The organism is Flammeovirga sp. EKP202 (assembly GCF_014534745.1).
Taxonomy (GTDB): Bacteria; Bacteroidota; Bacteroidia; order Cytophagales; family Flammeovirgaceae; genus Flammeovirga.
In genome coordinates, this window is the sequence record NZ_JACVVP010000018.1 from 32,275 (window position 1) to 44,795 (window position 12,521).

Annotated in this window: 10 protein-coding genes; 2 read left to right on the forward strand and 8 right to left on the reverse strand. The window is 33.6% G+C overall.

All coding sequences use genetic code 11. The annotated features are described in order from the left end of the window. Window positions 1-4: 4 nt before the first annotated feature. Window positions 5-1,105 carry a VWA domain-containing protein gene (locus IC221_RS12720; RefSeq protein WP_044205798.1) on the reverse strand — a complete coding sequence of 367 codons (1,101 nt, stop codon included), beginning with the start codon at window positions 1,103-1,105 and terminating at the stop codon, window positions 5-7. 419 nt (window positions 1,106-1,524) lie between these two features. Between IC221_RS12720 and IC221_RS12725 the strand changes: the two genes are divergently transcribed. After that, complete coding sequence (locus IC221_RS12725; RefSeq protein WP_188169333.1) at window positions 1,525-2,136, forward strand: trans-aconitate 2-methyltransferase; 612 nt, start codon at window positions 1,525-1,527, stop codon at window positions 2,134-2,136. Window positions 2,137-2,160: 24 nt separating this feature from the next. On the opposite strand, the gene IC221_RS12730 is transcribed toward IC221_RS12725, so the two are convergent. Beyond that, window positions 2,161-3,315: a BamA/TamA family outer membrane protein gene (locus IC221_RS12730; RefSeq protein WP_188169334.1), complete on the reverse strand. Its 1,155-nt coding sequence runs from the start codon at window positions 3,313-3,315 to the stop codon at window positions 2,161-2,163. Between the two features lie 282 nt (window positions 3,316-3,597). After that, window positions 3,598-3,906, reverse strand: coding sequence for a hypothetical protein (locus IC221_RS12735; protein WP_156152354.1), 309 nt, complete (start codon window positions 3,904-3,906; stop codon window positions 3,598-3,600). Between the two features lie 355 nt (window positions 3,907-4,261). Between IC221_RS12735 and IC221_RS12740 the strand changes: the two genes are divergently transcribed. Next, a complete protein-coding gene (locus IC221_RS12740) occupies window positions 4,262-4,825 on the forward strand; it encodes a carbonic anhydrase (protein ID WP_044205810.1) in 564 nt (187 codons plus the stop codon). 61 nt (window positions 4,826-4,886) lie between these two features. Here IC221_RS12740 and IC221_RS12745 read toward each other — a convergent pair whose 3' ends face one another. The 5 genes from IC221_RS12745 to IC221_RS12765 all read right to left on the reverse strand — a co-directional run bounded on the left by IC221_RS12745 (window position 4,887) and on the right by IC221_RS12765 (window position 12,495). Further along, window positions 4,887-5,909: a LacI family DNA-binding transcriptional regulator gene (locus tag IC221_RS12745; protein WP_188169335.1), complete on the reverse strand. Its 1,023-nt coding sequence runs from the start codon at window positions 5,907-5,909 to the stop codon at window positions 4,887-4,889. Window positions 5,910-6,367: 458 nt separating this feature from the next. Continuing rightward, window positions 6,368-7,513, reverse strand: a complete 1,146-nt coding sequence (locus IC221_RS12750; protein ID WP_188169336.1) for a PepSY domain-containing protein — start codon at window positions 7,511-7,513, stop codon at window positions 6,368-6,370. 503 nt (window positions 7,514-8,016) lie between these two features. Then, entirely contained in the window at window positions 8,017-9,264 is a 1,248-nt protein-coding gene (locus IC221_RS12755) for a DUF4374 domain-containing protein (RefSeq protein ID WP_188169337.1), read from the reverse strand. 23 nt (window positions 9,265-9,287) lie between these two features. After that, a complete protein-coding gene (locus tag IC221_RS12760; RefSeq protein ID WP_188169338.1) occupies window positions 9,288-11,627 on the reverse strand; it encodes a TonB-dependent receptor in 2,340 nt (779 codons plus the stop codon). A gap of 13 nt (window positions 11,628-11,640) precedes the next feature. Continuing rightward, on the reverse strand, window positions 11,641-12,495 hold the full coding sequence (locus IC221_RS12765; protein WP_188169339.1) for an AraC family transcriptional regulator: 855 nt from the start codon (window positions 12,493-12,495) through the stop codon (window positions 11,641-11,643). Window positions 12,496-12,521 lie beyond the last annotated feature (26 nt).

Below are 12,521 nucleotides of genomic sequence, written 5' to 3' on the forward strand. Positions count from 1 at the left end.
TTATTTATCTTTTTTTCTTGTTTCTGCTGTAATCACTAAATATCATATCTCCCAAACCTTTTAAGCCACTATAATAGGCGTTTCCGTTATTGGCTTGAGTAAATTCCTGAACAAACTGTTGTAAATAAGGATCAGAAGCAATCATAAAAGTGGTCACTGGTATTTTCAACCTACGGGCCTGAGCCGCCAAATTGAGGGTTTTATTGACGATTTTGCGATCCAATCCAAAACTATTTTTATAGTACTTCGCCCCCTCTTTTATACAAGAAGGTTTCCCATCCGTAATCATAAAAATTTGTTTATTGGTCGTTTTCTTTCTTCTCAAAAGGTCCATTGCCAACTCCAAACCTGCTACTGTATTGGTGTGGTATGGCCCTACTTGTAAATAAGGAAGATCTTTGATATTGATTTGCCAAGCATCATTGCCAAAAACGATAATATCAAGCGTATCTTTTTTATACTTTCGCTTGATCATTTCTGCCAAGGCCATCGCTACTTTCTTCGCTGGAGTTATTCTGTCCTCTCCATATAAAATCATAGAGTGGGAAATATCAATCATCAAAACAGTAGAAGTCTGTGTTCTATACTCCTTTTCTACTACCTCAAGGTCGTCTTCATTAATCGAAAAATCATCAATACCATGATTGACTTGAGCATTGCGGATGGAGTCTGTCATTGAAATTTGACTCAAAGCATCTCCAAATTCAAAAGCACGTTTATCGGGTGTAAATTCATCTCCTTTATTACCTGCAAATGGTGTTTTGTGATCACCGGAGCCTCCTTTTTTTAATTTACCAAAAATCTCATCTAATGCTTGTTGACGTATACTCTGTTCACTTTTTGGAGTGATTGTCACGTCTCCGGTTTGGGTTGGGTTTTCCTTTATGTAACCGTTTTTCTTGAGATCATCATAAAAGTCACCCATGCCATAACTGTCATTTGTGAGATTATATTGTTTATCAAGATCATTCATCCATGATAATGTTTCTGAAACATCACCTGAAGTAATATTGATCAGTTCTAAAAATATTTTTAAGAGTTCTTGAAAGGTATTATTTTGTTTATTTTCTGGTGGGATATATTGTGTGAACCTATAACCACTCATAGCATATTTGTTGTTTAAAGTTGAAGATGAGTTAATCTTAGAGTAAATAATTATATGTTTTTCTATAAAAATTGACTTAAGCTAAAACAAGATAACAAAAAAGGAACAGTTAAGTGATTTATTTTGTTTTCGAATTATTTCAATTCGTAGAAAGCTAGGTCCATTTTCTTATTATTTATGAATTCACTTATAAATATTGAATGACTGTTGATTCTGGATTTTCTAAGCCTTTTCAATATTGAGAAGAAGGAAGCTTGACTTTAATCATTTTGACGCTAATTCATCAATGAATAGTCTTATTCCAATTTTAATTTGAAGTTTACTTACATTTATTAGCAATTAACGTTATATTACTCAATGCAATAAAATTTACCCGGCCAATATTTTTTTTAATGACAAACTTATTTATTGAATAAATTATGGAAACAGAGAAAAACTATCACGATTATGTGATTAAAGAAGGCGAATTCATTGGTGACTTTGAGACTATGTACAAAGAATGTAAAGACCCGTGGACCCAATCTACACAACCCAACAATTACTCCCGACTATCAGGTATTCTTCATATGAGAAATTTTGATATAAAGTCACTTGTTGAATGTGGCTGCGGTTTGGGCTATTATGCCGAATGGGTCTATAGAGAAACAGGTATTATCCCTAAAAGTATTGATATTTCAGAAACAGCAATAGCAAGAGCCAATTCATTATTTCCTCACTTAGATTTTCAAGTGGGTGATATTACCAAAAGTTTGGAGATGTATAAAGAATACGATTGCATCCTTCTTAGTGAGATTATTTGGTATATCCTTCCAGATCTTGAAGGTTTATTCAAGACACTGAAAGAAAATTTTTCTGGTAAATATTTAATGATCAATCAAGTCTTTTATAAAGGTACACAAAAGTATGGTACTGATTATTTTACTTCGATGGAAGAGATGATTGAATATTTCCCTTTTGATTGCGTAGCTAAAGTTGAAGCCACACAAAAAACAGATACTACAATTGAAACCTCGGTATTATTCCAGATTTAAAGATATAAAGATGATCAACAAAGTTTAAAAAGCTTCTCTACTTGTAAGCCATAAGCCTTGTTGGTCATAATTTCCAAAACCGTAATCAATTCTGAAATTCAACTTCATATTTTCAACTAACTGAAATCTAAATCCCATTCCTAAAGTGTATTTCACGTTTTCAAATGCATTAGTTCCATTGGAGCCATAAACATTACCCACACTGGCAAAAGTAACCAATCCAACTCTCCACCATAGATGTCTTCTGTATTCCATCTGAGCCAAATAATAGTTTTTATCAATGAAACGATTGGGTTGAGCGATACTCCTCATCTTCTTTGAACCACCCAGCGTATTAAGATAATAGAAAGGTATGTTTCCACTTTTCATATGAAATGCACCAAAGAAACCTAATATATTTTTTTCATTTTTTATTTTGAAAAAGTGACTGACTTCCGAATAGAAATGCCAAAAAACATAATCGTTACCCAACATTTTAGGATAAGCTGTAATGGAAGTTACCAATAAGCTTCCTTTTGTAGGATATACAATGTTATCTCTAGTATCGAATTTCAATATAGGCCCTAGTCCAAAATTAAAACCTCCTGCAATCCCCTCTGATGTTTCATAGAGATGAGGTACACTTTCTACGTTTTCAATGGTATTATTTTGGATGTCATAATGAAGTCCTAAAAAGAGCGTTTCAGTCAATTCGTAACTTACTTCCCCAAATGTTGAAAAGCGTCTATTAAAATAGGAAGTAGTATCAGTGGGAGTCTCTTCGTTAATTCCATAATAGGTATTTGGAACGTTTTGATACACTCCATTGAAATACATATTAAACTTTCCTTTACCAAACATAATCAAGCTTGCATCCAGGTTGAAAAGTCCTTTTGTCGATACTGAAAATGAAGGGATGAAAGTAGTTGGACGGTTGTATTTTTTTTGACTTTTACTAGATGTATCCTTGTCATTAAAGGTCACTACGGGCATGACTCCAATGGATATTCCCTCCTGTTCACTAAACCCACCTATGGGATAAAAAACAGAAGAAAACCTTTCATTCCTGTATGTAATCAACTCTAATAATTTGTCAACTAGATTTGGATGAGGTTCGAGTTCTTTGTTGTCTTCATCATGTTCTTGCCCATAGCTGTACGTGCAAGAAAATAAGAGAAATACTACGATGGTTAATTTCATTGAGTGTTAATGGGTCTGTTGGAAAATAATGAAATAGTATTTGAAAATGAGTTGGTTATTGTAATTATATTCAATTTACGGGTTTTTAATGGATTAATTTTACATATGTAATAATTCAACCTAATAAACCATAAATCAGAAAAAAAAGTTTTCATTAACGTAACATTCTCATCACTTTATTGTCCCTAACCAATTTTATAATCACTTTTAGTACAGCATCTATTTTTATTTTTTACAAAAAAACCTCGCTACTTAAAGGTAGTGAGGCTGTAAGAATTTTGTTTATCCAAACATTTTTTGGAAGTATTTTTTATATAGAAAGATGTCATTTGGATACTCAAGCCTTTTCGCTAAATCATACATCACATCTAACATCTCTAAAGTTCTAGTTTTATATTTTTGATCATTGAACCAAAAACTTGCCTCTGTTTGTTTTTTAAAGAATATTTCATTTAACATTCTTAGAAGTTTCTTTTCCTCTGTTACGAAGGAAAATATTGCATGTTGTTCTACATCTCTTTCATTTAAGTAATCTAAAACTGATTCTAGTAAATCAGGATGAACCTCTAATTCGTATCTATCTGTAATCATTTTTTTAAGCATTAAGACGAGTTATTGTTTTTATATCTATTTATACGCCCGATCTACTTTCTCTTTTTTACTTATATGCTCAAAGTTTTGCCCTAAAAGTCCAAATCCAGTCTTCTAGTATTAATCATCTAGTTGAATAGAAAAATCATTACTTCAATAGACTCCAATTCAATTTACATTGATATTCAATCACTTCGAATATCTTACTACTAAAATTGTACTATTCCTTAAAACAATTTCCTTTTTCAAATGTTTAGTTTTGTTTGTATTTTCTTAATTGACCAAATTTTGATTCCTTTCTCCAATCATTTATATTATCTACAAGTAGATAACCTTTAAAGATGATTAAATAATTATGACACAACAGGAAATCATTGATAGTCTTATTGCAGGAAACCAAAAATTCGTTTCAGAGAAAGCCGAAGGAAAACTTAGAGATAAAGCCAGAATCACAGAACTTACCAATGGCCAAAACCCAGATACTATTGTTCTAAGCTGTGCGGATAGTAGAGTTGTACCTGAAATAGCTTTTGATAAAGGTCTAGGTGAACTTTTTGTCGTTCGTGTAGCAGGTAATATTGCCAATACAGATAGTATTGCTTCCATTGAATATGCCGTAGCTCACTTAGGTTCACAAGTAATTGTCGTTTTAGGACATGAAAGTTGTGGTGCTGTAACAGCTGCAGTAAATGGTGGTGATAATGGCTACAATTTAAACCACTTATTATGTCAGATTACTCCTGCAATAGAAGCTACTGATAGTCCAGATGTCAATGAAGTAGTGAAAACCAATGCAAAATTAAATGCAAGTGAATTAGTAGAGCGTTCTAAAATTATTGCCGACGCCGTGAATAGCGGTAAGGTAAAAATCGTTTCAGCTTATTATCAATTGCACAACGGAGAAGTGAAATTCTTATAATCAAAATCTCTAATATACACTGAGGCTGTTTTGAAGAAATAATTCTTTAGAACAGCCTTTTTTATGAGGTAGTAGATTCTCTAACTAATAGATTGGTGTCTAATATTTTATGGATAAACCCAAGCGTATCCCTATCTTCTGTTTCAATCTCCATAATTAACCTTTTGGCAGCCTGTACCCCAATATCGAAAGCAGGTTGTTCTACCGTAGATAGCTGAGGCTCCACAATCTCAGTGATTGGATCACCCGCAAAACCAGCCAATGCAATTTCTTCTGGAACCTGAATCTGATTAGACTTTAATTCTTTTAATACTTGAATTGCCATATAATCACTCATACAGAAAATAGCATCGGGTCTTTTCTTCAGCGATAAAATTCTTTCTGTCGCTTCTCTCGCGTCCAAACTTAAATTATCACATTGTAAAACGTAGGCGTCCGTAGTAGATCGACCTGCATCTTTTAATGCATCCATGAAACCTTTATATCTTTTTTGACTGATGGATAAAGACATTGGTCCACTAAGATGAGCTATATTTTGGTACCCTTGTTTTATCAAATGTGTCGTAATTTCATAGGCTCCTTTATAGTCATCGACTAAGACTTGTGAAATTTCAATTTTATCAGTTCCTCTATCGAACAACACTACAGGTGTGTGTCTATCCTGAGCATTAAGAATATGTTGGTAATCATTGGTTTCTTTTGAAAGAGAAATAAGTATACCTGCTACCCTACTGTTGACCAAGGCATTTACTTGATTAATTTCCTCTAAATATTCTTCATTGGATTGGCAAACCATCACAATGTAACCGTGTTCTTTGGCTACTCTTTGAATCCCACTGAGCGCTTGAGCGAAGAAGTGTTGACGGGCAATTTCTGGAATGACAACACCTATCAAATTGGTATTTTTACTCGCAAGATTGGAAGCCAGAATATTTTTTTGATAATTCAGCTTTGCTGCCATTTCATGGACAAGTGTCTTGGTTTCTTTACTGACATCAGGATGGTTCCTCAAGGCTCTTGAAACTGTAGATTTTGATATGTTTAGTCGGATCGCTATGTCGTGAATTGTATATACCTTGCCCATGAAAAAAAATGTTGTTTAAGTCTTAAGTACAGACACCAATAAGAATAACACAATTCATTTTGGTTTTATATTTTGAGCATCACAATTAAAAACGATATGGTGCAAAAAATACCTGTTTTTTGTACTTCTAATTACAAATATATCACTTTTCGGTGAACGTAAAATCTAAAACCAAAAAAAGAAGCCCCTCCATGTAGGAGAAGGCTTCCCGCCATTTACAACTTAAAGTCTAAGCGTAAATTTATTCTACAGATATGTTGTGAATAGATAAAAAAATGTGAGGCTTTATTGTTTTTTGATAATCCTCAAAGTTTGTTTGTGTTAGTCAATTCATGAAAAATTATTTATCGTTAACTACTTTCTTTTCAATTATTTGGATAACATTTCGTTGGTACTATTAATACACCTTTTAATATCACTTCCCTACCTACATTAACTTTCAATAACATTAAACAAAATTACACTAGCTCTCCGACTTCTTGTTTTGATTGTTTTGTTTTCTTCTTTTTCCTTCCTCTCCACAATAAAAAACCAGTGATCGGTAAACTACTCGAAATTAAAGAAGCGAAAAACATGATAAACTTTCCTGCTAATCCCAATATACCTCCAGTATGAATATCATAATTAAGTCTGATGATTTTATCCGTCAATGTTGCATCCTTATAACGTCCTCTATAATCATCAACCTTAAATTCATCTAAAGTATGTTGATCAAAATACCTCCAATCCAGCTTTCCGTATTTTCCATGTTCAGGGCTTGTGTAAATCTTAATTATATCCTCACTTTTTTGTGGAACATACACTACTGAACCTAAAATGCTCTCATCTTCCTGAAGCACTTTGTACCATGCCTTATCGACATTTGTAGAAGTTGAATCAAAAGTGAAATCTGCGTTAGATAATAATTCTCTTTGCTCGACTAACGTTTTTCCTCCAGACAAAACATAATAAACACTCTTTTCAAACCATGAATAAGACCAAATTAATCCCGTAATTACTGTAAAAATCAAAATCCAAGTCGCATAAAAACCTAAAACACTATGGATATCATAGTTCTGTCTTCTCCACCTTGCATTCCATTTGATTTTAAACTTCTGCTTTAAGGCTTTCTTCTTGGAGTTTTTAGGCCACCACAATACTATTCCTGAGATTAATAACACTAAAAAAATTAGTGTAGAAATGCCTACTATTTGTTCTCCATAAGGGAGTAATAACGATATATGTAAATAAAGTACTACCGTAAAGAAATCGGTCCTTAAATTCTTTACTTTCAGTACTTCCCCAGTATATTGATCAATAAATGTAAGATAAAAATAGGGAGCATCATCGGCATAATGTAAAGCCATTGAAGCATTTTGAGGAGTCTCATAATAAATCCTCTGTACTTTCATTCCATCTGTAGCTTCCAATGCAATTTTCTTGATTTCTGAAGGTGGTAAAATCTCACCTTTTACCTCTCTTACAAATCGGTACGGTTGAATTAATTCCTGAATTTCGTGCTCAAATGCATAAATACAACCTGTAATGGAAACAATAAAAACGACAAGGCCTGAGATAAGACCTAATATAAGATGAGCTTTTCCTAGAAGTTTTTTAAGTGTCATGGGTAATAATTTAAGTATATTGTAAACTAAATTACCGTTAACTTTCAATCTGTATTTCTACTAGATTTTATAGGGCCTACTTTCAAGCTTCCTTCTTCTTCATTTTTGTCTTGAAACAAAAACGAAGCAAAAAATTCAAGGCTTTGAACGCAAAAGCTAAATTCCATTCCTTGAGCCTAAATGATTTTAAACTCGCTGTGCTCAAACAGCAAAATCATTTTTTAACGGCTCAATACATGAAATTCTTAACGCTTTTCCCTTCAAGGCCGAAGGAAGAAGTACCAAACGAATTGGGAAGAAAGTCCACTGGCGCGAATGTTAAGCGTTAGCGGCATTCGTGTCCTACAGATCAACAGAAATCTCCTGATTTCTAAATACTAAAAATATTCGAAAACTTAGTTTACAATGTATTAAGTAAGGCCATAGAAAAAATTCTATGACCTTTAGATTGATTAGTGGTTCATTAAACAGTCATTCCAACGTACGACTGTATAATATCTTATTTATTCTGCTGCTGCTTGTAATTCAAAAATTGCTTTAGTGTAATGACCTACAATACTAGCACCTTTTGAAGCTGAAGAAGTAGCAATATCAATTTCATAGATGTTTGCACCTGTTGAGTTTGAAACATTTACATATACTTTACCTTCTTTTACTAAAGCTGCCATTTCCCAGCCACCACCGGTCATTGGAATATTAGCTACTGGAGTGATCGTCTGATCATTTAAATCAGCAATCATAAAGCTTAAATGTTCTAAACCTTCATCAATGTTAGGAGAATAAGCAGACCAATGTACTTGATCGCTCATTACTGCACGGACCAACATTTTACCATCACCCAAATAAACTGCAGTGTTGATCTTGTAACCACCACTCTTTTCTTGGAAGTTGAAGAAGTAATCAGGATCAAAATCAGTTTCACCATTCTTGATTCTTAAGAAACCTGACGGTGTTGTTGGAGTGGGTAAGAAACCAGAAGCCAATGATGAAGTGGAGAAACTATAAATAGTACCGCTTTCATCTTCTTGCATTGAATAGTCTGTTGTATAACGACCAATTTCTGAAGAACGAGTATCTTCAATTAATTTCACAAACTCCATTGAAGGATAGTTATAAACGGCAATTTTAGCTGTTTCAGCTTTTGGAGTAGCAAATGCAGGAACAGTTGCACCAGTACCAGTTAGGAAATAAGAAATAAATAATTTATCACCAACAACTGAAACACCTGTTGGGAAAGCTACTAAATCCTCTTCTCTTCTTTCATCAATTCTTGTTTTCGCTCTACTTTCAATTGACATGTCATTTTTGTCAATCAAGTAGATTGTTCTTTCTTCAAAACCTTCACGAGGTGAACCAATGGCTACAAAGTAATTATCATTCACATTTGTAGTAGCATATACACCTTGGTCAGTGATCAACTGCCCTTGGTTTACCAATTGTCCACCTTCGCCGCTTAAGCTATATCCTGTAAAAATATTGTCACTTGTATATCCTGCAGCAATCACCATATTACCAGCTTTGAAGAAAGACATCCATGCAGGTTGCTCCAGCCCATTTCCAATTGGAGAAATTTCCCCTTGATTAATAGTATCTGCTGTCAAAAGAACATCTTGTCCACCTTCTGCTTCGATACCCAAAACAAATTTTTGTTCGCCTGCTGGAGTAGTGGTGTCATTGCTACTTTCATCACATGAGATGAAAGAGAAAAGTGAAACACCAATAAAGATGAGTTGTAAAAAATGCTTTTTCATGTTGAAAAAATGTTTGTTAAATTTTAATTCTGAATAAAATAACGTGCTTTTATACTGTATGCACGACCAGGTTTTTGTTGATTAAGGTTATCGTAAACCTTTGCATCAAGGATATTAGTACACAAGAGAGAAAGGTTATATCGACCCTCTCTCAGAGTGTATGTAATGTCTAAGTTATGAGTGAGTTGACTTGGAATTTCTGCTTTTGAAGATGCTGTACCTAGGCTTGGCCACTTGAAATAAAAGTCATGAACATATCTAGAGATTGTGGTTACTGCTATACTTTGTCTTCTTCGGAGTTGTTTATTGAAACTCAACGTGAGGTTTCCAAAAAGATAAGGCTCGTTGGGTACTCTATCTTTATAAAAGGCCGACTCTGAATCATTATTCCTCAAATCTTGGTAGGTACCTGCAAAGCCTATATTAAAAGTATTTTTGATGTTATAATTTAATGTCAAGTCTACCCCGTTTGCTTTTACACTTTTATCATTTAAGTAATAGCTTCTGTTCATTCTAGGTTCAAAACGGATATAATTTTTGGTTCCTCGTATGAAGCCATTAACTTCTAAAAAGACCCTATTGGATTTACCAGGTGCAGAACTAAAGCGTACCCCCAAATTAAGGTTATCACTTTCTTCAGGTAATAATTCTTGATTGGGTATGACATTTAAGCCATCTCCAAATAATTCATAAGATTCTGGGAAACGATACGCCTTTTCGTAAGATGCTTTGAATTGAATTTTATTTAGTTTGAAAGTACTTGCCAAACCGTAGCCGTTCGCATCATTGATATATTTAAACTCTTCGGACTCTGTTCCTTGATAGTTGGACTGAATAGCAAAAAGATTGTAGTAATATTTTTTACCAAAAACGATATTACTCCATTTATCGTCAAATGCAGAATAGGTGTAAGATGCTCCTATCACTTGCTTTGTAACATCATTTGGTTCTGAAAACTGTGTATTATTCTGAGGCTGATACTTGTCTTCTCCCTTGATTGATAAATTATTCAATGAGTAATTCACTGCAATACTATGGTGATTACTTAGTTCATATTCAGCATTAAAGTTTCCGAGCAAGTTTTTCTCATAGAAAGTTACATCTGATTTTCTACCCATCTCCCCAGTAGTGACATGTGCGTTTTCCTCATATCCTCCCCACCAATCATAGCGGTGTGGGCTTACATCAACACCATTTCTTTCGGAGTCTACATACACCACATAACTGTTGGCATTAAGCCCTTCCCAAAAAAGATTCTTTTTATGATAAGTGAAATTATAAATCAGTTTGTCTTCTTGAATGTACGCCTCACCATTAGGAAATGACGTCACTCCAGTAGCGAAAGGGTTTTGTTGTATCTCTTTGTAATTATCCGAATACATTACCCCAATCATTAACTCATCAGCAAACTTCTTACCCATAAAACCAACTTCTCCCCAAATCATTTTTGAGGTATAAGCATCATGAAATCTTCTAATCTCTGTAGGTTCATCCGCCAGTTTTCCACTTTCAAAATCCAGAAGGTGAACATCCATTTTATAATCATTATCACTATGGTTATAAAAGGATTTTATGCTAGCTGTAAAACCTGTTTTCTTATGATGGTATTGTGTGTTAAATGAAGCCCTATGTGTATTAAAATTACCGTAGGAATAAGACGCATCTAAATAACTGATTGGATTTTTAGAAGTAAGGATATTTACTGCTCCACCCAATGCATCAGAGGAAAGGTGAATTGGAACGGCTCCCTTATAGACTTCTATCCCTTCTATCAGATTGACAGGAAAGTTGTTTAAAGTGAGAGAGGAGCCAAAATAATCCATTGGAACACCATCAATGAATGTTCTAATTCTATTACCAGAAAGTCCATTAAGAGAGAGACTAAAATTTGACCCCAAACCACCATCCTGACGGATGTTAACACCAGATATTCTACCTAATAATTGGCTTGCATCTACAGTAGTATTTTTAAAACTCTCTGTCTCAATTACTTCAACTGCATAAGCTTCCTCTCTTAGCAGAGTAGCTTCTGATTTGCCAAAAACAGTGACTTGTTCTAGCCTTGTTGTGGAGGATTTAAGATTAAAAATGAATGGTTTTGCTAATGGAACTTTGACTTTTTGCTCCAACTTTTCATAACCCACAAAAGAAATTTGAAGGGTATATTCCCCCTTATTTAATTGTTGGAATTCAAAATTTCCATCAATATCAGTACGGGTTGTTTTTTTTGTTTCTTTTAAATGAACAGTTGCAAAAGAAACTGCCTCTTTATTTTCATCTAATACTTTTCCAGATAATTGATGTTGCGAAAAAGCAAACGAGCTGAATAAGAGAGAAATTAGAAGTGAGATAAATGTTTTCATTGTGAATTGAGACTTATGCCTCATTTTGTTTGTGTTGAGCTCTATATTTATTAGGTGTAATTCCGATGCTATTTTTAAAAGCATATGAAAAATGGGATGCATGTTGATAGCCTATTTTCTCAGAAATAATAGCGATAGGCAGCGCTGTAGATACTAATAAAACCTGTGCTTTTTGCATTCGCTTTCTATTTGCAAATTCAAAAATTGTTTCATTGAAAACCTCCTTAAAATTCTTTTTCAGATAGGAAGCATTCATCCCTATTTCTTTAGACAGTTCAGGAATGGAATACTGGTTTTCGAGATTATTAGTAATAATGCTTTTCACTTTATGAAGCTTGTCCTCTTTTACATCTATTTTAATTTCAGGAGGAAAACGAACTTCATAAACTTCAGTTAGAAGTTGGTATATTTTAGCGTTGATATAGAGATATTCACTGTCTCCTTTTTTATCATTTTCTATGATATTCCAAAGTATTTCTTGAATCTTCTTATTTAACTCAAAAGTTGATGAAACTGTATTGGTAAATATTTCCTTGAAAAGACTCGAAGAATTAATAAAACTTGAATCGAAAAAAGAGAGATCGAAAGAAAATATTAGTAGCTCTACATTTTTACCTTTTGATAGGTGACATTCTAATTTTTTATCATGAAAGATCATTCCTTCCTCTACCTTCAATAGTTTATGATTGAGAATGGTCAGGGCATTGTCTTTCAAACTAAAAATTAAATAGTAATGAAATGCATCTAATATAAAGTCGAGATGTTGATAAGTTCTTAGTTTAAGAAACTGTAATTGATAAGATGAAAATGAAAATTCTTCAACAACACCACTTGCTGCAGTTGTATTCCATTTTTTTACCTTCTTCATTGTTTTGTTGTCTCCTTTAGAAACAT